Origin of the sequence: Proteinivorax hydrogeniformans (genome assembly GCF_040515995.1) — a bacterium.
Classification (GTDB): domain Bacteria; phylum Bacillota; class Proteinivoracia; order Proteinivoracales; family Proteinivoracaceae; genus Proteinivorax; species Proteinivorax hydrogeniformans.
This window is the reverse complement of the sequence record NZ_CP159485.1, coordinates 243,987-267,514: the sequence shown is the minus strand read 5'-3', so window position 1 is coordinate 267,514 and position 23,528 is coordinate 243,987. Positions and strand designations below refer to the sequence as shown.

24 protein-coding genes are annotated in these 23,528 nt (G+C 37.9%); 4 read left to right on the top strand and 20 right to left on the bottom strand.

Features of this window, described 5'->3' with window-relative positions; translation table 11 throughout:
* Window positions 1-259: 259 nt before the first annotated feature.
* The 6 genes from PRVXH_RS01425 to PRVXH_RS01400 form a co-directional block, all read right to left on the bottom strand.
* On the bottom strand, window positions 260-1,402 hold the full coding sequence (locus tag PRVXH_RS01425; RefSeq protein WP_353893539.1) for a DUF2812 domain-containing protein: 1,143 nt from the start codon (window positions 1,400-1,402) through the stop codon (window positions 260-262).
* The gene (locus tag PRVXH_RS01420) at window positions 1,395-1,727 is read right to left on the bottom strand and encodes a PadR family transcriptional regulator (RefSeq protein ID WP_353893538.1); all 333 of its coding nucleotides are present in this window, start codon (window positions 1,725-1,727) and stop codon (window positions 1,395-1,397) included. The genes PRVXH_RS01425 and PRVXH_RS01420 overlap by 8 nt, the downstream gene beginning before the upstream one ends.
* A gap of 216 nt (window positions 1,728-1,943) precedes the next feature.
* Window positions 1,944-3,968: a methyl-accepting chemotaxis protein gene (locus tag PRVXH_RS01415; RefSeq protein WP_353893537.1), complete on the bottom strand. Its 2,025-nt coding sequence runs from the start codon at window positions 3,966-3,968 to the stop codon at window positions 1,944-1,946.
* Window positions 3,969-4,225: 257 nt separating this feature from the next.
* On the bottom strand, window positions 4,226-5,038 hold the full coding sequence (locus PRVXH_RS01410; RefSeq protein ID WP_353893536.1) for a hypothetical protein: 813 nt from the start codon (window positions 5,036-5,038) through the stop codon (window positions 4,226-4,228).
* Complete coding sequence (locus PRVXH_RS01405; protein ID WP_353893535.1) at window positions 5,025-5,726, bottom strand: ABC transporter ATP-binding protein; 702 nt, start codon at window positions 5,724-5,726, stop codon at window positions 5,025-5,027. Before PRVXH_RS01405 ends, PRVXH_RS01410 begins: the two co-directional genes overlap by 14 nt.
* Window positions 5,723-6,097, bottom strand: coding sequence for a GntR family transcriptional regulator (locus tag PRVXH_RS01400; RefSeq protein WP_353893534.1), 375 nt, complete (start codon window positions 6,095-6,097; stop codon window positions 5,723-5,725). The genes PRVXH_RS01405 and PRVXH_RS01400 overlap by 4 nt, the downstream gene beginning before the upstream one ends.
* Window positions 6,098-6,305: 208 nt before the next feature.
* Between PRVXH_RS01400 and PRVXH_RS01395 the strand changes: the two genes are divergently transcribed.
* From PRVXH_RS01395 to PRVXH_RS01385, 3 genes are read left to right on the top strand one after another with little or no spacing between them, the layout of a single operon-like run.
* Window positions 6,306-6,989 carry a cobalamin-dependent protein gene (locus tag PRVXH_RS01395; RefSeq protein WP_353893533.1) on the top strand — a complete coding sequence of 228 codons (684 nt, stop codon included), beginning with the start codon at window positions 6,306-6,308 and terminating at the stop codon, window positions 6,987-6,989.
* On the top strand, window positions 6,986-8,149 hold the full coding sequence (locus PRVXH_RS01390; protein WP_353893532.1) for an ABC transporter permease: 1,164 nt from the start codon (window positions 6,986-6,988) through the stop codon (window positions 8,147-8,149). Before PRVXH_RS01395 ends, PRVXH_RS01390 begins: the two co-directional genes overlap by 4 nt.
* A complete protein-coding gene (locus tag PRVXH_RS01385) occupies window positions 8,142-8,831 on the top strand; it encodes an ABC transporter ATP-binding protein (RefSeq protein WP_353893531.1) in 690 nt (229 codons plus the stop codon). The genes PRVXH_RS01390 and PRVXH_RS01385 overlap by 8 nt, the downstream gene beginning before the upstream one ends.
* A gap of 132 nt (window positions 8,832-8,963) precedes the next feature.
* On the opposite strand, the gene PRVXH_RS01380 is transcribed toward PRVXH_RS01385, so the two are convergent.
* Complete coding sequence (locus PRVXH_RS01380) at window positions 8,964-10,358, bottom strand: methyl-accepting chemotaxis protein (RefSeq protein ID WP_353893530.1); 1,395 nt, start codon at window positions 10,356-10,358, stop codon at window positions 8,964-8,966.
* A gap of 360 nt (window positions 10,359-10,718) precedes the next feature.
* Here PRVXH_RS01380 and PRVXH_RS01375 point away from each other — a divergent pair, with 360 nt between their 5' ends.
* Window positions 10,719-11,324, top strand: coding sequence for a hypothetical protein (locus PRVXH_RS01375; RefSeq protein ID WP_353893529.1), 606 nt, complete (start codon window positions 10,719-10,721; stop codon window positions 11,322-11,324).
* A 60-nt stretch (window positions 11,325-11,384) separates the two neighbouring features.
* Here the strand turns inward: PRVXH_RS01375 and PRVXH_RS01370 are convergent, their stop codons facing one another.
* The 13 genes from PRVXH_RS01370 to PRVXH_RS01310 all read right to left on the bottom strand — a co-directional run bounded on the left by PRVXH_RS01370 (window position 11,385) and on the right by PRVXH_RS01310 (window position 23,526).
* The gene (locus tag PRVXH_RS01370; protein ID WP_353893528.1) at window positions 11,385-12,182 is read right to left on the bottom strand and encodes an HAD family hydrolase; all 798 of its coding nucleotides are present in this window, start codon (window positions 12,180-12,182) and stop codon (window positions 11,385-11,387) included.
* Between the two features lie 70 nt (window positions 12,183-12,252).
* Window positions 12,253-13,686, bottom strand: a complete 1,434-nt coding sequence (locus PRVXH_RS01365) for a methyl-accepting chemotaxis protein (RefSeq protein ID WP_353893527.1) — start codon at window positions 13,684-13,686, stop codon at window positions 12,253-12,255.
* 1,202 nt (window positions 13,687-14,888) lie between these two features.
* Window positions 14,889-16,736 carry a methyl-accepting chemotaxis protein gene (locus PRVXH_RS01360; RefSeq protein WP_353893526.1) on the bottom strand — a complete coding sequence of 616 codons (1,848 nt, stop codon included), beginning with the start codon at window positions 16,734-16,736 and terminating at the stop codon, window positions 14,889-14,891.
* 19 nt (window positions 16,737-16,755) lie between these two features.
* Window positions 16,756-16,998, bottom strand: coding sequence for a hypothetical protein (locus tag PRVXH_RS01355; RefSeq protein WP_353893525.1), 243 nt, complete (start codon window positions 16,996-16,998; stop codon window positions 16,756-16,758).
* A 237-nt stretch (window positions 16,999-17,235) separates the two neighbouring features.
* Window positions 17,236-17,526 (bottom strand): BMC domain-containing protein, encoded by a 291-nt coding sequence (locus tag PRVXH_RS01350; protein ID WP_353893524.1) that lies wholly within the window; start codon window positions 17,524-17,526, stop codon window positions 17,236-17,238.
* Window position 17,527: 1 nt separating this feature from the next.
* Window positions 17,528-18,184: a phosphate propanoyltransferase gene (locus PRVXH_RS01345; protein WP_353893523.1), complete on the bottom strand. Its 657-nt coding sequence runs from the start codon at window positions 18,182-18,184 to the stop codon at window positions 17,528-17,530.
* 1 nt (window position 18,185) lies between these two features.
* Window positions 18,186-19,694 (bottom strand): acetaldehyde dehydrogenase (acetylating), encoded by a 1,509-nt coding sequence (locus PRVXH_RS01340; RefSeq protein WP_353893522.1) that lies wholly within the window; start codon window positions 19,692-19,694, stop codon window positions 18,186-18,188.
* Window positions 19,695-19,719: 25 nt separating this feature from the next.
* On the bottom strand, window positions 19,720-20,361 hold the full coding sequence (locus tag PRVXH_RS01335) for a BMC domain-containing protein (protein ID WP_353893521.1): 642 nt from the start codon (window positions 20,359-20,361) through the stop codon (window positions 19,720-19,722).
* 18 nt (window positions 20,362-20,379) lie between these two features.
* Window positions 20,380-21,024 carry a cupin domain-containing protein gene (locus tag PRVXH_RS01330; protein ID WP_353893520.1) on the bottom strand — a complete coding sequence of 215 codons (645 nt, stop codon included), beginning with the start codon at window positions 21,022-21,024 and terminating at the stop codon, window positions 20,380-20,382.
* A gap of 42 nt (window positions 21,025-21,066) precedes the next feature.
* Window positions 21,067-21,615, bottom strand: a complete 549-nt coding sequence (locus PRVXH_RS01325; RefSeq protein ID WP_353893519.1) for a BMC domain-containing protein — start codon at window positions 21,613-21,615, stop codon at window positions 21,067-21,069.
* Between the two features lies 1 nt (window position 21,616).
* Complete coding sequence (locus PRVXH_RS01320) at window positions 21,617-22,945, bottom strand: 4Fe-4S dicluster domain-containing protein (protein WP_353893518.1); 1,329 nt, start codon at window positions 22,943-22,945, stop codon at window positions 21,617-21,619.
* 21 nt (window positions 22,946-22,966) lie between these two features.
* Window positions 22,967-23,227, bottom strand: a complete 261-nt coding sequence (locus tag PRVXH_RS01315; protein WP_353893517.1) for a EutN/CcmL family microcompartment protein — start codon at window positions 23,225-23,227, stop codon at window positions 22,967-22,969.
* Window positions 23,221-23,526 (bottom strand): BMC domain-containing protein, encoded by a 306-nt coding sequence (locus PRVXH_RS01310; RefSeq protein WP_353893516.1) that lies wholly within the window; start codon window positions 23,524-23,526, stop codon window positions 23,221-23,223. Before PRVXH_RS01310 ends, PRVXH_RS01315 begins: the two co-directional genes overlap by 7 nt.
* Between the last annotated feature and the right edge of the window lie 2 nt (window positions 23,527-23,528).

Here is a 23,528-nt window from a genome sequence, read left to right as displayed (position 1 = left end):
AGTAGAGTTAAACTGTATAAATACAGGCTTATTTTCCCCCCGGTAAAGATAACGAAATTAGTTACATAATAGGACAAATCTCGTATAACAGGAAATGGTTGCCCTAGGATTGTTGGATGAGTTACTTTGAGTGGATTATCTCAATCAGTTCTGCTGGAGCACTGTAGTGCTCCTCTACAAATGCAAAAATTACATAGAGGCTGAGTGGGGCTACTAATACAAAAAAAGGCCCGCTTTTGTTTTGTAAGCGGGCCTTCTTTTATTGGCTTATACTCTTTTTTACTCTTCTGTAGTAGCAGAGTGATAGTGTGGTCAGTAGAGTTAGCTGTATTATTATAATTGCAATGATGATGGTGCTTATTATGTCTATTGTGGTTATTCCTTGCTGTATTTGGTTAAAGGTTGAGGGTATGAGGACTGCTAATGGTAAAAGTAGGGGCCACTGAAAGTTAACTTTTAATACATTTTTGGCGTGTTTTATGGCATCGGATTTTTCGCTGTAGAATTGGGGCAAAGTTTCTTTGTACTGTTGCGCCCAAAGTGACCATGTTCCGGGATAGTTTTTTCTTGTAAATACTAGATTCCATCCATTTTCTTTGTGTATGTCATAGTATCCTAGGTCTAGGCGACGTTGAAAGTCTATGCAGTACTTTATTTTGCGTGGGCTGCCTTTTTCGAACCAGTAGGTTATGCCTTTTTTTCCTATGCGGTGTAGGTTGTATCCTTGTCTTTCCATGTTTTCAAGCCATTTTTCTAACTTGTCTGGATAAATCCACCACAGAATAAAGCGTTTTTTTATAACTGGGTTTTTGCTATCTTTAGGCTCTTCAAAGTAGGTTTGCTCTACGTTATTTAGCTGAAGGTTTTTATTGGATTTAATTAAGGCAAATGTTGAGTAAATTATACTGCACCAAAAGACAATTGCTGCTGACCAAAAAATGAAGGTTAGTATCCAAAGAGGACTTTTAACTATGGTAACCGGTACTTCTGCAAAATAAACTAACCCGAAAAGAGATAGCTGAAAAACTAGGTTTAAAGTGCCGTAAATTAAAAATGCAGCGCAAATTGTCAGCATCAAGCTGTTTCTTTTATATAGTCCAAAGCGTACTGGAGATCTTTTTATCTTAGAATCTTCTTTTTCGTTGGCTATTATATACCAGCTTTTTTGGGAAATTACCTCTACCCAACCATCTTGTTTTAATGCCGTAGGCATTATATGTCCTCCTCTTTGATAGCCGATGCGGTAGGTAAGCTTTTTGGGGGCGCCTGATTTAAAGGTAAATTTACGAGTTAGTAGGTTAATTTCTTCAAGGTGGTAGCCTTTGGCAGACATATTTGATAGCCATTTTTCTGTTTTTTGTACGTTAACACTCCATAAGGGTTTAAAGACTTTTTTAATCATTGAAGTCTTCCTCGCTTTCTGTGGCATTTTTGTATAACTCTTTTATCCTTTTGATTTCCTCTAGGATAAGGCTTTTGCCGACGTCTGTTATTTCATAGATGGTTTTGCGTTTTTCATCGGCGTAAACTGTGATAATACCGTCTCGCTGCATTTTAGTTAATGTTCCGTAGACTGTGCCAGAACCTAGTCGAATCCTTGAGTTTGTAAGTTTTTCTACGTGTTTTACTATGCCATATCCATGACGTGGCTCTTTAAGGGATAGCAATATATAGAAGGCTGTCTCTGTCATAGGCAGGTATGTTTTTAGTATTTTGTCGATATTCATTTATGTCACCTCCGATAATATATATGTCACGTTGTGATAGTATATGATGCGAGTATATCACGGCGTGACATAAATAGCAAGAAATTTTTCTAAGTAAATATCAGGTTAGCCAAAATTAAAATCCCCCTTATGTTAGATAGTGTCTACTATCTAACATAAGGGGGATTTGATTGCCTTAATTAAGGGTAGTGAAGGCAATAGCATTTGAGGTATATTTTAATACTTAAATTTATTTATGTCTTGGCTCATTTTTTCTGATATTTTTGCTAGTTCTTCGCTGGCCTTTGATATTTCTTTGATTGCTTCTGTCTGCCCTTCTATAGATGCTGTTATCTGTTGGCTTCCTGCTGCATTTTGTTCAGAAATTTGGGCTAGATTGCGTATTATTTTTATTAGTTGTTCTTTTTTATCGTTCATGGTGTTGCCGGATGTTTCTACTTGTTTTAGATGCTTTTTAGCTGTTTCTACTTTTTCGTTTATTTGGTTAAAGTTTTGGTTTGTTGATTGAACGCTACTTGTTTGGTTTTCGATGGCTTGTTGCACTTTATGCATGGCTTCCACTGAGTTTTGGCTTCTAGTATTTAGCTCTGTTATTATTTGCGATATTTCTGTAGCTGACTCATTAGATCTTTCTGCTAGCTTTCTTATTTCGTCGGCTACCACTGCAAAGCCTTTGCCAGCTTCTCCCGCTCTTGCTGCTTCTATAGCAGCGTTTAGTGCAAGTAGGTTGGTTTGATCTGCGACTTCTTTGATTAGTTCGCTGGAGCTTTCAATCTTTTCTGTGCTTTCATTGGTGTTTAAGATGTTGTCATACACTAGGTTTGAAGCTTGGTTGTTTTGCTGTGTATTTGCCAACAGTTCATCTAAAGTGGTGGTGCTCTCATCTTTGAGCTTGTCTATATCTTCTATAGCTTGACTTAGGCTGCTAACTAGCTGCTGGTTTGTTTCTATAAGATTGTTTAGCTGCTCAACTTCCACTGTGCCTTTTTCCGCATCTTCAGCTTGTCCTGTTGCCCCGCTGGCAATTTCTTCAACTGTTTTAGTTATTTCTTCTGCTGAGCTGGCTGACTGCTGGGTTGTGGCAGTTAGCTCTTCAGATGAAGCAGCTATCCCTTGTGAGTTATTGGCAATTCCTTTTATCAAAGTCTTAAGGTTTGAGTTCATTTTTGTGAGCGAGTTTGCGATAGTGCCTATTTCATCTTTTCTTTTAACGTATTTTTTTATTTTACTATTTTCAATAGAGTTTAAGTCATAGTTGGACAGCTTTTCTATGTTGTCGGTAACGATTTTTAGAGGTGATGTGATGCTAAAAGTAATTAGCGTAAGTGTTGTAGCTAAGATTATAAAAGCTATAGCTCCTATTAAGCTTACCTGCAAAATTGTTTCGCCAATAGTCTGGTTTATGCCTTCTGTAGAAAATCCTATACGCAATAATCCAGCTAGCTCGTCGTCATGCATCTGGCTATATCCTTCTACATATAGGGGCTGAATAACTTCAAATATCTCTATATCCTGCTGCTCATAATGCCAGTCGTTAGTTGCTCCATCTTCGTCTAGTGCAACGCTTAAAATGCTCTTGTCGAGCTCGTTTTCTGCAAGGTCTATCCCTGCTGAAGCAATTGATTTGTTATGCTCATCCACTAGTGTGGCGTATGTTATACCTTCTTCTAAAATTAGTCCCTCAAGTATCGGGTTATAGCCCATCTCTTGGGAGAGGTTTTGGTATGCCTCTGCTTTTATTCCAACTTGTATAATGGAGTCTTGTGTGTTTATAGCTCCGTATTTTACAAGGTTACCAGAGCTGTCTTGGGTGAAATCTTCCATTAAAGCACGACGTCCATCTGTGAGAAAGCTATGTATAGGTTGATCTTCTTTTGGGGTATGTCCTATGTTGTTTGAATGCGAAGAGTAAGCTATTTCTCCGTTTTGGTAAATGTTGATTTCCGCTACCTCTGACCTTTCGGCAATAGCTGTAAGGGTTTGGTTATCTTTTATATCAGCTGCTGATATAAATTGAGCTAAGGTGGTGATTTGTTCTTCTATGTTTTCTTCTGTAGCTTCTAGTGCGTTGTAATTATCTGCTATTCTACTTATTATTTGCCCAGAAAGATTCACTCCTTCTGTTCTCATCTCCTCAATTAGGCTCTGCCTTAGCACTCGATTTGAGAAAAAATTAAGACTGAATATTACTGTTAGAACTATCAACAATGGTAGAACTACAAGCTTTATGCGGATATTCAAGGTTATCACTCCTATGCTATATCGATGAGGTTAATATATTTTTCACATTTTACAAGTATATTTCACTTTGGTAACGTTGTCAAATATTACTAGAGTGGAGTGATTAGGTTGAGTAAGTGAGAGCTTTTAGGGGGCCCCACTGACTGTTAGATAAGCCAGCCGGGCCTTTATTTGCTGCTGTCCCGCTTACAACTATTGCCTTAATCTATAATTTTTGAATTGAGTGTTCAAGATAAAGGTTTGTAAGCGGGGGTTCTTTAAAGCTCTACTTTTTGGTCGTAAAGGTAAGTTGTGGCAAAAAACAGTGCCAAGGTAATAATTACTGTAGTTATGTTGTAAAACCAAAACTGCTGTATTGAGAAAACTTCTACGCTAGCTTCTACGGTGTCAAAAGCTGTGCTGGTTTGAATGCTAGTTTCAATTCCTATTAATCTATGTGTTATACTGGTTATTTTAGATATAGCGTAATTTGTGAGTAAAAAGGTTATAAAGGTTATAAGTCCAGACATTTTTTTGAACATTCTTCCCACAACACTGCTAAAAAACACAGTAACAATTAAACTTATAAATGAGAAAAATCCTAAAATAATTACTTTAATTATCTCGCCTTTGTACTCGCTGATAAGTTCACTGCTATTTACCATTAGTGTGTTTAAAGCTTGCTGAACTTCGCCTAGCCCAATGATTGTCGTCCAAACAGCTATTAAAAATGCCATACTTATTCCGCTTATCACTATTGTTTGGGTGGTTATAGCCATGATTTTAGATAAAAATATGGTTTTACCTTTAACAGGTAGCGGCATTATCATATAAAGGGTTTTATTTTTCCATTCGTTTGAGACCAAACTAAAGGAGCGTATAAAAATTATTAAAAGAGTTCCAAAAAATATCAAAAAGCTAAGGTTGCCTATAACTGCAGCTTTTAGCATATCGTCTGTAGCCTGTACTCTAAATATAATCAGACTATAGCCAACTACGATCAATCCTAATAAGATCAAGCTTTCAAACTTTAGGTTCATTAAGTCTTTTTTAAAAAGCATCATTAGTTTTTTAAAGTTACTGTTTTCCATTACCGTATACCTCCCTCATTAAATCCACCAACGATAAGTTTTTTTCTTCTTTTAGATTTTCAATTTCACCTTGTAGGGCTATTTTGCCATTTTTTAAAAAAAGTGCCTCATCCATGACATTTTCTACTTCCTTTATTTCGTGGGTTGTTATGATTATGGATTGTTCCCCTGCTCTGTAATCTTTTATTATTGTCTCTATGATTTTTTCGCGAGTGAATATGTCTATCCCTGATAAAGGTTCGTCTAGCAAAACTATATCCGCTTTTCTTGAAAAGGATAGTAGAAGTTTAGCCTTGGCTCTCATCCCTTTGGATATTTTATCAATTTTCATGGATTCCTCCAGTTCTAAAAACTGCAAAAGTTCTTGGTATCTTTCTTCCTGCCAGTCGCTATAAAATGTTTTGACAAACTTTTTGGCGTCAGAAATTTTCATCCAAGGATAGAAGTGGTCTATCTCGGGCAGGTAGGAAATTCTGCTTTTGGATTTTATTCCTATTTCTTCTCCATCTATTAGTATCTTTCCAGAGCTAGGTTTGTTTAAGTCGGTAATAAGCTTTAGCATCGTAGATTTTCCTGAGCCGTTAGGGCCTAATAGCCCTGTTATTTTTCCTTTGTTAATTTTTGTTGTTACATTATCTAGCGCCTTTTTTTTGCCAAACTTTTTTGTTACTTCTTTTAGTTCTATCATTTAAAACCCTCCCATTTTTGCCTTTGGTATTGTTTAACCAAGTCTAAAATTTCTTCGTCTTTATATCCTAAAGATTCTACTTCCATAAAAAACCTTTTTAGTATATCTTCTGCCATTTCTTTTTTAAGCTGTGACTTTAGATCTTTACTAGCGACTATAAATGTTCCCTGGCCTCTTAGAGTTTCTGTAAGGTTATAGTTTTCCATCTCTCTATAAGCTCGTTGTACTGTGTTGGGGTTTACTTTAAGTTTTTGGGCTAGCTCCCGTTGAGATAGGATTTTATCACCTGCTTTTAGCTCGCCTTTGATAATCTGTGCTTTTATATAATCTATAATCTGTAAGTATATTGGCCTAGAACTATCAAAATTCAATTTTTCACCTCCCAACAAGCGCCTTTGTTGCTGCAGTGCGCTATGTATCTAGTGCACTATTATAGTATTATCGTTTTTCCTTTATGTCAATCTATTTTTATATCTTCCTTAGTTTATGTAACTTCTTAGTCACAGTTTTTGTTAGGTTATGATATAATTAACAAAATATATCTAAGGATACTTTTTCCATAAAAAGGGGGATTGGAGTATGTCAAAGGAGAATTTCCATTGCGATCTAAGTCAATTGTATGGTGAGTTTAATGATGCTCTTTTGCGCAAGGATAAGCAAGGGGCTGTTGATGTTATCATTGATTATTTAAAAAGTGGTGATGTTTGTTTGGAAAGGCTTTATACCGATGTTTTTAGCAGCTGCCTTCAAGGTATCGCCTCAAATCATAAAACGCAAAAAATCCCTATATGGGAGGAGCATTTTCGAACGCAGGTGGTTAGAACCTGCGTGGAGCTATGTTATCCTTGTGCTGTTAAACAAGGTGAGGCTAAGGGGTTACATGGTAGCGCCGTTAGTTTTTGTCTAGAAGGTGAGTATCACGAGCTTGGGGCGCGGATTGTGACAGATTTTTTAATTAGTTTAGGGGTTGATGCCAATTTTATCGGAGCAAATACGCCGCGTAAGGAGGCGTTAGATGCTGTGTTAGCATTTAGGCCTAATTTGGTGTGCATAAGTGTCACAAATTATTATCACCTGCATAAACTTCGAGATTTTATTGCTGATGTGAAAGAGGCGTGTTTAATGCAAGGTGTAATCCCTCCTATCTTTGTTGTCGGGGGCTATGGAGTCAAGTATTCCTCTCAGGTTAAAGACCAAATCTTAGCTGATTATTATATTTTTTCTTTAAAAGAGTTAAAAAAAGTAAAGGAGAATGTTCTATGAGGCTTTCGTTTAAAATAGCTGCCCGCTTTTTGTTGTCTAATAAGTCACAGACGTTGCTAATTGTTTTAGGTATTGCCATAGGCATTTCTGTTCAGATTTTTATCGGGTCTCTAATAGAAGGGTTGCAAACAAGTTTAATAGATGCAACCATAGGTCGTGCTGCGCATGTGAGTATTTCAGCTAGCGACCAAAATAAGCCGCTAAAAAACAGTGATAGCTATGTTGATATGTTGACTAAAGACTTTAATGATGTTACGGGAGTTTCTAAAACTATAAATCAAGGTGCTTTTTTGGCATCTGACGAGTTACAGATGTCAGTTGTGCTAAAAGGTGTAAGCTCGATAGATGATAACTTCATCTATGATATAGTACCTCTTATAACCGATGGAGGTGTGCCTAAAGATAGGTATGAGGTTTTGATTGGAGAAACCCTAGCTGATGAGTTAGATGCCAAAATAAATGATGAAATCTCCTTATTTGTGCCGGGAAAAGGGGATAAGATGTTTACCATAGTAGGTTTTTTTGACTTTAAGGTGGAAAACATTAACGCTAGTTGGGTTTTTGCTACTTTAGAGGATGTCCAAGCTTTTTTAGGGTTTGAGGATGATGAGGTAAGTGTTATAGAAGCTCAGCTAAAGGACCCATTTTTAGCAGATGAAAAAGCTACACAGGTTGGTGAGCTATTGAAAGGAAAAGCTGCTACAGTCACTAATTGGCAAAAAGAGAATCAACAGCTGTTAACTGGCCTAGCGGGGCAAAGCACCTCTAGTTTTATGATCCAGTTTTTCGTTATTATATCTGTTGTGCTAGGAATTGCCAGTGTACTGGCTATAACTGTTTTGCAAAAATCTAAGCAGCTGGGTATTTTAAAAGCTATGGGTATTAATGATCAAACTGCTAGCTATATTTTCCTTTTCCAGGGTTTTTTGCTAGGTTTAGCCGGTGGTTTGCTGGGGATTTTATTAGGTATAGGTTTATTATATGGTTTTTCTACTTTTGCTTTAAACCCAGATGGGACACCGGTTGTGCCTATCGTGCTAAACCCTTATTTTATAGGATTTTCTGGCATGATAGCTATTTTGGCTTCGATGGTTGCATCGTTAGTACCTGCTTTAAAATCTAAGAGTCTTTCTCCGATTGAGGTGATTAGAAATGGATAATATTATCGAGCTAAAAAACATAGATAAGGTATATGGTAAGGTTGTTAAAACCAAGGTTTTGTATAGTTTAGATTTGAGTATAAAAAAGGAGTCCTTTAACGGGATTATCGGACAGTCTGGAAGCGGAAAGAGTACTTTACTTAATATAATGGGGACGCTAGATAAGCCTTCTTCTGGTGAGGTGTTTATAGATGGTGTGGATACCATTATGTTAAAATCTAAAGAGCTTGCCTTGCTGCGCAATAAATCTTTGGGGTTTATATTTCAGTTTCATTATCTATTGCCAGAGTTTACCGCATTGGAAAATGTCTTGATGCCTCATTTTATTAAAAGTAACGGTTTTGATCAAAAGTTAAAGAAAAGAGCTCATGAGCTTTTAGACCTTGTGGGTCTTTCTGATGTGAAAAATAATTTGGCGGGCAATATGTCCGGTGGGCAACAACAACGAACTGCTATTGCTCGAGCGCTTATTAATAGCCCTAAGATAGTTTTGGCCGATGAACCGACGGGAAATCTTGATTCCGACACCAGCGAAAAAGTCTACGAAATGTTAAGGGAACTAAACCGCAGCTTAAAAACTACTTTTGTAATTATCACTCATGATCAGCGGATTGCAGAGAAAACCGACCGAATTATTGAGATAAAAGATGGGAAGATTCACAATGATTTTGCTAAAATCTAAGCTTTTATTATGACATCAGTTATGGTTTTTGCCGGCTGTCAGCTGGCGCTTACAGTTTTTTATTTTTTTCACGATGATAAAATCTAAAAAGATAGGGCTAACTTTTAATGTTAAGTCAGCCCTATCTTTTTATTAACTTTTAACTTCAACTATTTGGTCTAGCAGTTTGAACATTTCCTCAGATTTTGTTTTTGTGGCATAATATTTTTCCTCTGCTTTTTTATGCTCGTTTGAATTTATCAACTCTATTACTACTCCACCTGTTTGGTGTAGGCTGTTATGGATATCATCAATTTTTTCCCAAAGTTTTTTGATTTTAGGGTCTTCAATTTTTAAGGAGTTATAAAAGTGGCCAAATTGGCAACGAGTGCTGTCAATTTGAAGTGGCATTACTTGTTTTGCATCAATCATATGTTTTAATGTTTTCATCCAAGTTCTATGGTGGTTTTTAGCATTTTCCAAAATGTTAATAAGCTGCTGTGACGATATGCTACTTTCAGATTCTAGGAATCTTTCGTAGTATTTTGTGTTTAGTTCAATAAATTGTGTGTCATTTTTATGTACGGTTTCTTTGATTTTGCTAACCTTCTCTACATTCCCATCTATTACTGATATAAGCTTAGACATTTCTTCAGTCTCGCTGGTTAAGGTGTCTACGGCGCTACTTACTTCGGTAGTGGAGCTACTAATTTGTTCAAAAGATGCCATAAACATTTCCATATCTTCTTGAACTTTTTGCATCGATTTAAAGTTATTATCTATTATTGATTTGATAGAGTTTGACACTTCTGGTATCTCTTTCATTGATTTGTTGGTTCTTTCTATGCTTTCTATACTGTTTTCTGAGGTTTTTTCTATCTCGTCTTTAAATGCCTGAAATTTAGCCAGGTGTTCTTTGGTATTTTCCGCAAGTTTTCGGATCTCTTCTGATACTACAGAAAATCCCTTGCCTGCTTCCCCTGCCCTAGCAGCTTCTATGCTTGCGTTTAGCGCCAGTAGGTTTGTTTGATCTGCTACATTTTCTATCACTACTATTATGTCGTTTATTTTTTTTACCTCATCTAATAGGGTTTTTAGGTTTTTATTTACCTCTAAGTTTTCAGATGTCACTTTGTTACAAACGGTCCCCATCTTACTAAGGTTTTCTTCGTTTTTCTTGTTGTTATCCACTACACCTTCTATACTTTTTAAAATTAATTCTGCGGTTTGAACATTCTCATCTAACGCTTTGTCAATTTCTGTCATTGATGCATTAGATTCTTGAGAAAAAGCCACTGTTTTGTCTGTTTGTGTGGTCAGCTGATTCATTAGATTTAGTAAATTACCAGATAGATGTTCCATGTCCACTTCTACGTTTCCTAAAAAAGAGCTCAGTTCAATTACTTTTAAGGTGTATGCCATAATATTATCTTGTAATTCGTTTAGTTGTGTCAACTTATTTTGTAGTTCTTTTAACTCCTCTTGCTTCACTTTTGGCTGTTTTCCTGCTAAGATGTTTTTTACGTTCTTTTTATAGTTTAAGAGCATTGTCTTAAACCTCCTTGTTTTTATTCTTAAATATTTAGCACCGATAATCACCTTAGTTTTTATAAAAAAATCTGCATAAAAGCAGATATAGTAACAAAGTGAGGCTTCAATTTACGTGGGAATTTACCTGCGGAAAACTGGCTACGGCTTAATATTTTAAGTTATAAATATCTTTGTAGTCTAATCATATCTTTAACTAGCTTATATTGCAAGCAGTACTTTGTAAAAGTTTTTTATGTATATCAAAAACATACAAAGTGACCTGCTGGTATAAAAAAAGAATGAAATTTGCAGTTTTGGTGGAACTTTTTTTTGATTTTATCGTCTTAGGGGTAAATAACTAACTTTAGGGGTGATTAAATGTTTAAACGAAGTTTTATTTTTAGTTTGGTATTGGTTTTAGTTTTTAGTTTTACTGCTTTTGCTGCTATAGAAATGGCGGATGACGAAGCTATGGAAAGAATAGATGGTGTATTGCAGGAGAAGTTTGACGGGGAGGTTGTAACTCGGGAAGCCTGGGTTGTGGATTTCCCTGCTATTACTGAGGATAGATTTTATAAGGCAACATTTACTGTCGATGGCGGTGAAGTACAGGGAATTTATGTTGATGCCAAAACTTTTGAGTTTGTGGATGAAAAGGTTATAGAACGTTATCGGGAAAAGGAAAACGAAAAAGGAATTGTAAGGACGCTTACGGTGGACTCAGAAAATGGCGAAGATGATGAAGCTGATTTTGATGAGCCTCAGCCTGATGAGGTGGAGAACCCTGATGAACCGGTTAGCTCTGATGATGAGCAAGAAGAAAGTAATGAACCAGTAAGTGCTGATGATGAGGATGCCGAGGTTGGGATTATCTCTGTAGATGAAGATAGTGAAGATTCTCAGGGCGGTTTTAATTGGGTTATGGCTTTAGTGATTGTTGTTATCGCTGCTATTATTGGAGTAGTAGTTAAGATTAGAAAATAGAAAAAAGTGGCTGTCTCTTCAGGGAAAGACCCCTGTTTTGAGACGGCCACTTTTTATAGTTTAAAAGTTAATAAACTCTTCTATTATACGGGATACTCCCGCTTGGTTATTTGTATGCTTTGATACTTTGTCCCATATTTTAAGTAGTGCTTGATCTGAGTTTTGCATGGCCACTCCTGTGCCTGCCCATGATAGCATATCGTAGTCGTTTAAGCTATTACCGATGGCTAGTGTTTTTTCTTTTGGGATATTTAGTTTTTTACATATTATTTTAAGGGCATGGGCTTTGGAGGTTTCCTTGCTCATTACCTCTACTGAGTCCGGTGTTGATGATGTAACTGTTACTTTGTTTAGCTCTTTTAGTTTATTGGTTAGGTTATAGATTTTAGAGGGGTTTTCTCTGTCTTTAAATAGCAGTATATATGGATCTTTGTCTAAGGTTTGGCTTAGCTTGCCTTTTATCTTGTAGCTAATTCTGTGTTTTTTGGCGTAGTGTTTGGCGTCTGTGTTTTCTTTTTGTTCCCACAGCACGTCATCTACATAGGCGCGGGCATATACTTGTTGATGCTCGGCTAGCTTTAAGATTTCTTTTGCTGTGTCTAAGTTTATTTTTGAGCAGTGGATGACTCTCTGTGAGATGGTGTCCTTTATCAACCCTCCGTTATATGTTATTATCGGTACATTTAAGTTTAGTTGTTTGGCAATATACTGGGCAGATTTAAATGTGCGGCCGGTGGCAAGAACAACATAAACCCCGTTGGATATTAGCTTTTGAATTTTTTCGCTATCTTTTGGATGAATTTCTCCGCTGTCGTTTAGCAAAGTGCCATCTAAGTCTATGGCAACGAGTTTTATCATTAGGATTAGCTCCTTTGGCCCATTGGTGAGCGATGATTCAACGATTGTTCAACTACCGTTCAACTACTGCTTAACTACTGTTCTTCCCTAGTTCGTTTACTTTTGTTTGGATTTTTTCCATTGATGTGAATTGTTCTTGTAGTGAGCTCAGTGATTGCTGGGAGCTGGCTGCAATTTGTTGGGATACTGCAGACATAGATTCTAACTGAGAGTTTAGATGTTCTATGTTTTCTTTTACTGCTGTTAAGTCTTCGCCTACTATGTTCATTTCGCTTAGGGACTCTTGCACGCTGTTGTCGATATTTTGAAAGTCTGCGATTACTTCTTTGATTAGCTTGCCTTGTCCGTTTACAATTGCATTTAAGGCTTTAGCTGCTTTGTTTACTTCTGTGGTACTGCTGTTTAACTCTTCGGTTATAGCTTCTATATCAACAACATATTTGGAAGTTTGTTCAGCTAGCTTGCCAACTTCATCGGCTACCACCGAAAAGCCTTTGCCATGCTCGCCGGCCCTTGCTGCTTCGATGGAGGCGTTAAGGGATAGAATCTGGGTTTGGGCTGCTATGCTTTTTATGCTATTTAAAACTTCGGTTATCTTGGTTGCTTTTTCGTCGGTTAGTTTGGCTACGTTTAACATGTTGTCTTTTACTTTTACACTTTTGGTGGCGGTTCTAGATAAGGAATTTAGACCTTTTTCGCCCCCTTGTTTTGCTTGGGATACGTCTTTTAGCTTTGACTCTAATATTTCAGAGCTTTTATTTACTTTAGAAACGTAATCTATAGACTGGCTACCTTTTTCTGATGAGCTTTCTACTGATTGGGTATGCTCATCGATGCTTTTAGTTATCTCTTGTGTAGCATCTACTGTTTCTTTTAAGGAAGGAATTATTTCATTTATGTATTTTGTTGTTTCTTGTTGCACATTTTCTATTTCTTGAAGCTGTGTTTCCATTTGACTTTTGCTTTCTACTATTTGTTTTTCGTTTTGGTCTATATCTAAACTTAGTTTGTTAATTATGCCGGTAATCTCATTTAGCGCATAACCTATGGTAAGATAGAAAAATCCAACACCAATTGCGGTGGCTGTGTCTAAGACATCACTATACCCAAGGAGATTATAAGCTAGTATAACAATATAGCCCACAAGTAGGCATATAAAAATCTCCCACCTAAACTTTTTTTGTGGATATAAAGATAGTAAGACTAGTACAGGTATTATTAAGAATAGGGATATAATTGTACCTATTAATGCAGAGTATAGCCAGGCGATAGAAAATACTGCTAAAACTATTCGTGCGTGTTTTTCGGAAAACTTTTTAGCTGCATTAAAGTAAAGAAATAGCGCTACTAAAGATACACTTATAGCCAACATTGCTAAGTTAGGTACAGTATAGTCCATAGTAAGACCATATTGAAGGCCTAAAAAAATGCACGCTATGGCGCATAGCCTAATGGTAGTGCGCACTACTAACTCTCCATAGTTTTCTAGATAATTTTTGGTCATTTTCAGCTCCCCTTTTTAGTTATAAAGTTACAAAAGTGTAATATTATAAAATTCGACATATTACATTATTTTACCTGCTAATTGTTGATTTTATGGAGAAAAGTGTCAAAATGACCCACGCGAAGAATCTAGCCCATAAGGGCGGCGTTGGAAAGAGTATTATGTAACCACGCTAGTAGTAACTTTATTTTTATACCATAGTGACTACTGCTGGAGCACTGTAGTGCTCCACTACAAAAACATTCTTTCCAGACCAAGCAGAATTAGCACATTTGGACCATGCCCTTTGACCAAGCAGAATAAGCACATTTATACGTTTTCGAGGCCAATTTGCTTTTAAGTTTATTATTGGTTCTGCTTTAGGGTAGGGTCAGCGGAAAGTTGGTTAGCAGAAAGTTGAAAAGGGTATTATGCAACCACTTCTATTAGTAATATTGTTTTTATACCACAGTGACTTCTGCTGGAGCACTGTAGTGCTCCCCTACAAAACCATTTTTTTTCAGACCAAGCAGAATTAGCACATTCGGAACATGCCTTTGACCAAGCAGAATAAGCACATTTATACGTTTTCGAGGCCAATTTGCTTTTAAGTTTATTATTGGTTCTGCTTTAGGGTAGGGTCAGCGGAAAGTTGGTTAGCAGAAAGTTGAAAAGGGTATTATGCAACCACTTCTATTAGTAATATTGTTTTTATACCATAGTGACTTCTGCTGGAGCACTGTAGTGCTCCCCTACAAAACCATTTATTTCCAGACCAAGCAGAATTAGCACATTTGGAACATGCCCTTTTACCAAGCAGAGTTAGCACATTTATACGTTTTCGCGGCCAATTGCTTTTAAGTTTATTATTGGTTTGCTTTAGGGTCAGCGGAAAGTTGGTTAGCAGAAAGTTGGAAAGGGTATTATGTAACCATTGCTAGTAGTAATTTTGTTTTTATACCACAGTTGACTTCTGCTGGAGCACTGTAGTGCTGCCCTGCCAAACCATTTATTTCCAGACCAAACAGAATTAGCACATTTGGACCATGCCCTTTGACCAAGCAGAATAAGCACATTTATACGTTTTCGCGGCCAATTGCTTTTATATGTGTTTTCCTTTAGTTGGTCAAGTTATTTAGTAAAAAAAGGTTCCAATCATCAAAAATCGATGACTGAAACCTTTTTTATTTGTTTTGGCTAGGTATGTCCCAGCCTGCTGATTTTTATATCTTAAATTTGCTTATTAGGTTGTTTAGTGTGTCAACTAACCCTTTTAGCTGGTCGCTTGATGCTGACACTTCTTGGATTGTGGCAGATTGTTCTTCTGTGGAAGCGGAAACTTCCTCAGATGCTGCTGAGTTGCTTTCGCCTATGTTTGCTAGGTTTTGTAGCGTTTCTACTAGTTGTTCTTTTTCTGCGTTTATGTTTTGTCCTGCACTTTTTAGCTCTTCGATATTTTGGTTTATGTCGTTTATGGAGCTGGCGATACCCTTAAATTTATGTTCGGTCTCTTCTGTGCTGGTGGTTTGCTCTTTTACAGCTGATACTACAACTTCCATGTTAGTTACTGTCTCGTGAGATTTTGCTTGAAGGTCGGAAATAACGCTGTTTATCTCTGTGGCAAACTCGTTGGACTGTTCTGCTAGTTTTCTTATTTCGTCGGCAACTACTGCAAAACCTTTGCCGGCTTCCCCAGCTCTAGCAGCCTCTATGGCAGCGTTTAGCGCTAGTAGGTTTGTTTGTTCTGCAATTGATTGTATCATCATGTTTGATTTAGCTATATTGTCGACGCTGGTGTCGGTTGACTTTATATTCTCTTCTATTAATTGAGTGGATTTTTTACTGCTTTGTGTGCTTTCTGTTAAGCCTTCCATCAGCTGACTGCCCTCTATTGCTAAATTATTTACTTGATCTGATTTGTTTTTAAGATCTTCGATGTAGTTTACTATTTGCTGGATAAAGCTGCTTATGTCAAGAGCTTTATTTACTCCGTTTTCGGTTTGAACAGCCTGTTCTGAGGTGCTGTTTGCGATACCTTCAATAGCGCTGGCAACTTCCATAGATGCTTGGCTAGATTGCTGGGATACCTCATTTAACATGTCTGATGATTCAGCTAAGTTTTTGGATGATTTTTTCATTTCGTTTATTATGTGTTCTAAGTTAACCCCTAGTTTTTTAAATGCTTGGGCTAGTGTACCTATCTCATCTTTTCGCTTAAGATATTTGTCCGGCATGCTAGCTGTTATGTCTAAATTAGACATGTGCTGGGCAAAGTCTGATACCACTGCTATCGGTTTTGTGATATATCCGGATATGAAAAATATTATAATAGCTAACACTATCAGTCCGATAAGCATCACAGCTACTAAAATTAAAACCTGTCTATTTACTTCGCTGTACATATCTTCTTCTGTTACTACTGTTCCAAAGGACCACGGTGTGTCGGTTTCCCCGATGTTAATTGGCACTATTGCCTTAAAGACATCTTGGTCTACGGAGGCGGAGTAGGCAAAGTCAGAATGATATAAACCTTGACTGATGGCTGTGCTGTATGCTTCTCGCTCCTCTTCAGATCCCGATTGAATTTCTCCGGCTACCTGTCCTACCCTTTCTGAATCAGGGTGGGCTACAACCACTCCCTGGTTAGAAAGCACTCTACCAAAACCTTCGTCAAAGATTGTTATTTCAGAAATCATGGTATGTAAAAAGTCTAAGCTGATATCAACTCCCACAACACCGATTGCTTCTCCATCAACTTCTATAGGTATAACAAGAGATGTCATAGATAGGACTTGTCCACCTACTTCATAGCTTGTTGGCTCTGTAATAAATGCCCTTTGTGTTTCCATTGGGATTGTATAGTAGTCGTTTACCTCTTCATCATCAAGATCTGCGATAGTTTGATAAGTTATATCGCTGCCATCTCGATACCAATATGGTATAAATCTTCCGGAGCTGTCATGGTTTTGCTCGCCGGCAAAGTCTTGGTCTTTACCGTCAAAGGCGTCTGGTTCAAATGCCGCCCAGGCCCCACCTAATTGTGGATACTCCTCTAAAGTTGATTGAAGCATTTGAAGAACTAAATCCCTATCAGCCCATATCGTTGTTTAGCATAGTAGTTATATTTATACTTAAGTTCTTTGCTGTATTTTTTGCTGTGTTTAGGGTTTCTTGAATTTCTGAAGCGTAGTTTTCAGCTACAGCCTCCGCTACTTCCGTAGCCTGCTGCTGTGCAACTGTCCTTGAGCTAACAAGGTTTATTCCTGTGATTACTAGAAAAACAAGTATTACCGCTGTCAGTATAGTTGCTAGTATCTTCCCTCTTAGTTTCATTTATATCCTCCTCATATTTTCTAACTTGTTATTACATTTTTTGAACTCTAACAGTTTATATACTTCTCCCTAAAATTGCAACAAATTTTACTAAATTATGTTCAAAATTTAACACATTTTTAATGTTCATTAACATAGTAGAGCTTTAAAACGCAAAAACCTTTGGATATCATAACAAAACGGCAGAGTTTATATCTCCACCGTTTTGTTATTAAAGATTAGCTTATTTAAAATTGATTATTCCTTTGTGATTTTTTGCTCTGGAAGAATTGCTTCTACTTCACCGTGTGGGCGTGGGATAACGTGAACTGAGATTAGCTCTCCAACTCTTTCTGCAGCTCCTGCTCCAGCATCAGTTGCAGCTTTAACAGCTCCAACGTCACCTCTTACCATAACAGTTACTAGTCCAGCTCCAATTTGCTCTTTACCTACTAGTGATACGTTTGCTGCCTTCACCATTGCGTCTGCTGCCTCAACTGCTCCTACTAAACCTTTAGTCTCCACCATTCCTAATGCATCGTACTTCATTTTACATTCCTCCTAAATTTTTGTTTTTTATTTTAACTTTAGATAAAGAATTGATACCCATAGAATTTGCTTCTTCTGTGTCTAAGTGACACTCTAACGCTGAACTCTCGGTTGCTCTGATGGCCACATTATCATAAGTGCCACCTCTTAAACCTTCAATCTCAATTGACACTATTTGACCGTCTTGAACATCAAGGTTTTGTGCATCCTGACAGCTCATGTGAATATGCCTTTGTGCTACTATTAAGCCTTCTTCTATTTGTACTGATCCTTTCGGACCAACTAGTGTTATGCCATCTGTGTTTTGCAAGTCTCCTGATAACTTTATCTGTGGTGTAACCCCCAGCTTAAAGCCATCTGAGGCTAGCACTTCTACTTGAGTTTTTTTGCGGGCTGGGCCTAAGATTCTAACCTTTTCGATGGCCCCTTTAGGTCCGCAGATGGTAACTGTTTCTTTGCAAGCATATTGTCCTGGCTGGGATAAATCTTTCAGTTTGGTCAGTTGGTACCGTTGTCCAAACAAAGCGTCCATATCTTTTTGGGATAGGTGTACATGACGGTTAGAAACTCCAACTGGAATTAAGCTTTTATCTTCCTTGCCGCTGGACATCGCTTGTACTGCCTCTAATAGCTTTAAGACAGCTTCTTGATTATCCATTTTAGCTAACTCCCTTCATAGCATTTACTAGCTCATTTACTAGCTTTAGAACCTTTTCATTGTCGGTATCTATTGATGGGCTAGCAAAACAGTTGCTACTTTTTGCTACGTTATTAAGCTCAGGATAGTTAAAGCTAGAATCGCTAGAAGCTAATGTGCTACATTCTTTTATTCCATATGCAACTCTTTTGATGTTAATTAGGTGCTCAGGGCTTACGTTTTCAGAGGTTGAGCTTCCACCCCATGTACCGCACCCTAGAGTAAACGCTGGTAAAAGACCGGTGCTACCACCTGTAGATCCTTGAGTTCCACCTGTATTTACTAGGATACGAGATGCTGGTTTTGAGGCAAACTTCATAACCTTGTCTCTATCCTCTGTGTGAATACTCATGGTATGTCCAATACCATTTTGTAAAAGCTCAATGCTGAGTTCACACGCCTCAACCCAATCTTTTACTGTATAGAAAGCTAACACTGAGGTTAGTTTTTCGTAAGATAGTGGGTAACCTTTTCCTACACCTTGTTGCTCGCCGATTAACACTTTTGTGTTTTCAGGGATTGAAATTTGGGCAGCTTGCGCTATAACTTGGGGGCTTCTGCCGACAAATTTAGCGTTCATGATGTGACCGTTTCTAAATAACAGACCGCAAACTTTCTTGGTTTCTTCTGCTGTCATAAAGTATGCGCCTTGTTTTTTTAGCTCTGCAACTACTGCTGCTTGGTTACACTCTTCTACGATAATTGACTGTTCCGATGAACAGATCGTGCCATAGTCAAATGTTTTACTTGCTAGAATGTTACTTACTGCTTTTGGGATGTTGGCAGTTCTTTCGATATATGCTGGTGAGTTACCAGCGCCAACACCTAGAGCAGGTTTGCCTGCGCTATATGAAGCCTTAACCATACCTGGACCACCAGTTGCGATGATCATGGAAATATGCTCATGCTTCATCAGCTCATTTGTTGCTTCGATAGATGGTGTTACTATTGTGCTGATAATGTTAGCTGGAGCGCCAGCTTCTACGGCTGCATTGTGCATTAAGTCTACCGCTTCTTTTGTGCACTTAAGAGCTGCAGGGTGTGGAGAAAACACAATTCCATTTCTGGATTTTATCGCTATCATTGATTTATAGATAGCAGTTGATGTTGGGTTAGTTGAAGGAACAATTCCCATTAGTAGTCCCATAGGTTCAGCTATGTCAAGCACCTGCTTGTTATGGTCCTCGCTAATTACACCGACTGTTTTCATGTCCTTTATAGCTTCATATAGTAACACTGATGCCATATGGTTTTTGTAAGTTTTATCTTCAACTTTACCAAAACCAGTTTCTTCTACCGCCATGCGCGCTAGTCGAACTGCGTTCTCTTTTGCAACTTTAACCATGTTGCATAAGATCTTGTCTATTTGTTCTTCGGTAAATTCGGCAATTTGATCTGTAGCTATCTTACCACGTTTGGCAAGATCCCTTGCTTCTTGTACCGAACGTAAGTCTTTATCTAGATTTTGCAAGTCTATCCCCCCATTGTTAGATTATTTAATTTTTGCTGTAGTATTTTTTAAATTCCTTTGTAAGCAGCTTCTTGTTTGCTTTGGATATGTTTCTGCCTATAATGCCAAAGTCTTTGTACTCTCTAGCTAGCTTTCTAAGCTCTGGAACCTTAACTTTTGTAAGAGCTTTGATAGCTTTATCGATGCCATGGTCTGACACTGCTTTGTCTACTGTTTCTTTGTTTAAACCGTCCAACTTCAACTCTGGGGTGTTTGGTTTAGCCTCAGATTTTTGAGCTTTGGGCTCTGGTTTTGGGTCTACCGGTTTTTGGGGCTTTGTTACTTCTTCAGTTTTAGCTTGTTCCTTTTTCTTAAGGTTAGGCTCTACAACATTTTTTTGCTTTGGTGTTTTCTTTGTTGTGGCAACTATGTTACTTAGTTCTTCGTGGTGACGAGGTATTACGTGATGAGAGATAAGCAGGCTTTTATCTATTTTTTCAATAGATGCTACTCCAGCCTCAACCGCAGCCTTTACTGCCCCTACATCTCCAGATACTGAGATATAAACTAGGCCGCCTCCTACATAATTTTTTTCTACTAATTCCACATTTGCTGCCTTTACCATGGCGTCCGCACTTTCTACGGCCATGATAAGTCCTTTTGTTTCGATAAATCCAAGTGCTTGCATTTTTAACCCTCCTTCACTCTAGCATTTACTAGCAGGATAGGTGACATAAAGTAGCTTAGCGTTATCAGATTCTCTAGTAATTTGTGAGCCAGATGGGATATAAATTACATCACCGGGATTTGCTGCTAGCGACTTGCCATCAATGGTTGTTGTTACGCTGCCTTCGATTACGTGGTTAATTTCTTGTTGCTTTACCTTTAAGTCATACTTTGACTGTTCAATCTTTAAAAATCCTGCACTTAAGTTAGACTCATTGCTATTGATTAGCTCCTGACAATACACCTTTGAGTTAGGGCAGTTAGTGTCTACAGTATCGTACTTTACCGTATTTCCACGAATTACTTTTAAACCGTTGACGCTTTCTGAGGTGAACTTTTTAGGAGCCGAAAGGGAATTTAATAACTCCTCTAACATTCCTTTTTCCATCAGCGTTTTAAATACGTTATACACCATTTCACTGTCTAAACCGTTTTGGCAGAAATTTGAAGATTCGCTCTTTGTAAGTTCTTTATTTTGTGATGTGTGAGTAACAAACTTTACACCACTGGCTTGGGCTATGTCTTTAGCGGAAGGTGTTATTATGGTATTGGTTTTTATAGCTATTTCTTTGACACCATTACTCACAGCTTCTTCCACATCATTAGCACGAATCAGCTTCTTCATCTTTTCACTCCTTTCTTAGAAAGAATTAGCACCCAATCTATTTTAAAATAACGATGCTACCAAAGCTTCAGATGGAGAAGGTATTACCTCTACATTTAGGAGAAGTCCTTGATCTTTAGAGGCTGCCTTGCCAGCTTCGATTCCAGTTTGGACCGCAGCCACATCACCTGTGAATGTAAAGTATGATTTTCCACCTAGACCATTCCCTAAGCGAATTTCTATCGGCTCAAGATCTGCCACCTTAAGTATGGCATCAGCTGCATAAATCATATTTGCTTGAGAAAACGACTCTATAATTCCTAAAGCTTGAACTCTTTCAGGCATTGTTGCACCTGTTAAAGCAGGAAATATCTTTGAATCAACATTAGGAATTATAATTGCATCAACTAAATATTCTTCAGCTAAGCTTTCACCAAGTTCTACTGAATCATTGACTGAAGCTACGTCTCCATGAACAATCACATTGTATTTGCCAGGACAAGCAGAGCCAGATGTAACTATCTCTACATTAGAGACTTTGACCATTTGATCTGCTACGTACATCCCTTTTGCAATGCTTGTAAACTCAACCATTCCTATGGCTTTTGGCATATTAGTCACCCCTTATTACTATCAAATCTTTTTCTATCTTAACAATTTCTCCAGCGATGCTTGCATGGATATAAGCTCCTAGGCTGTTTTCAGGTGGTTTTCCTATTGTTTGACCAGCATCTACTTTATCTCCTACGGAGACAACTGGCTCTGCTGGAGCTCCTACATGTTGCCTTGTTGAAATCGCCACGGTTTTTGCTGTTAGCTCGCTATTTGTAAGCGGAGCTGATTTATCAAATTTATTTAGGCCTAGTCTTATGATAAGCCGCTTGCTTGGTAACCTGCGATATTCCCGCATTGCGCGAGTGCTAAACTCTGTTTTTGAACTTTTATATCTTACGCCTAACTTTGCTAGCATTTCTTTGTAGTGTAAGTTTGCTAGCTTAGGGTACAGGCCTGCTTGGCAGGAAAACAGTTCACATAGGTTACATTGACAACAAAGCTGAGCAGACTTTTGACCTTCTATATCTGTTATGGCGTAGTTTATAGCTCTCATCATTTTGTGGGGCTCAATGCTATGTCCAAGAAGAAAGCGTGGACACATATCGGTACACATACGACACTGCTCACAAGCAGACTTGTTAACCTTTGTTGCAGTATCTAGGTTTAAGGATTTCTTTCTTATTAAATGATGGTCTTTTTTTAGAATCACAAATCCTTTGTGTTTCTTGGTTACATACCCATCAAGATTTTCTAAGATCGGTCCCATCATAGGTCCACCGTCAATTACGGCATAGTCATCAAACTTTTCGATACCGCTTAGCTTTAGCACATCAATTATTGGAGTTCCTACTAGCACCTTTACTGTTAGAGGGTTGGGGACATCACCTGTCACTGTAATATATTTTTCTGTAACTGAGGTGCCCTGAGAAGCGTTGTAGATGTTTAGCGCTGTTTCGGAGTTTAATACCACACATCCTACTTGGATGGGTATGCCGCCTTCAGGCACTATTCTACTTGTCAACTCATAAACTAGTACCTGCTCGTCTCCGGCTGGGTAAAAGTCTGGCATCTTTTTGATTTCTATATAGTCTTGTAGTTGCAATGCGCTTATTCGCTCTTGAAGCTTTGAAGTTACGCTTTTGTGCTTTTCCTTTATTCCGATAATTGCTTTTTTTGCGTCCACAAACCTTCCAGCTGCTTCGAATCCCTTCAGTATTTCGTCGGTATTTAATTCCATAAGTTGTTGGTCAACACGAAGTAACGGTTCGCATTCAGCTGCGTTTAAAAGAATGTAGTCAGCATTTGTTTCAAGTTTTACATGGGTGGGAAAACCAGCTCCTCCTGCTCCGATGACACCAGCTTCTCGCACCTTATCAAGAAGATTCATATACATACCCCCTGCCAATTATCACACGTTGCAATCTTCATCGATTATACCTACAACAGCTGCGTCTACTGGGATTTCATCGTTGCCTAATAATTTTCGCGCTGCTGATCCTGTACAAACAATAACTTTATCTCCAATACCGGCACCGATGGTGTCCACTACAACTAGACGTTGTCCCGTTGTGCTGCCACCAATTACTTCTGCCTGCATGAATTTAAAACCGTTTAATGAATCTGCCTTTCTAGTTGCCCATATACTATCAACTAACTTAGCAGTTAACATATCATTTTCCCCTTTTCTACTTTACATTTAATTTCCGAAACCGCTGACTCGACAGAGGCGGTATCACCAAAAATGGCTATCATTATCATGTTTTGTGGACAACTTCCTCTTATATCTGAAACCAAAACTCCGTTTGATTTTTCCGCTATGTCAGCTGCACAAATCATGTCTATCATTCTACCTTGCACTAGTCCAATGGCATCTGAGCTGTTTAGGGAGTTGATATCTTTTTGGCCTAATCTACTTGCCAGAATCTCTATGGTTCCTTTTGAAGGTGATTTAATAATTTTAAATTCCATAG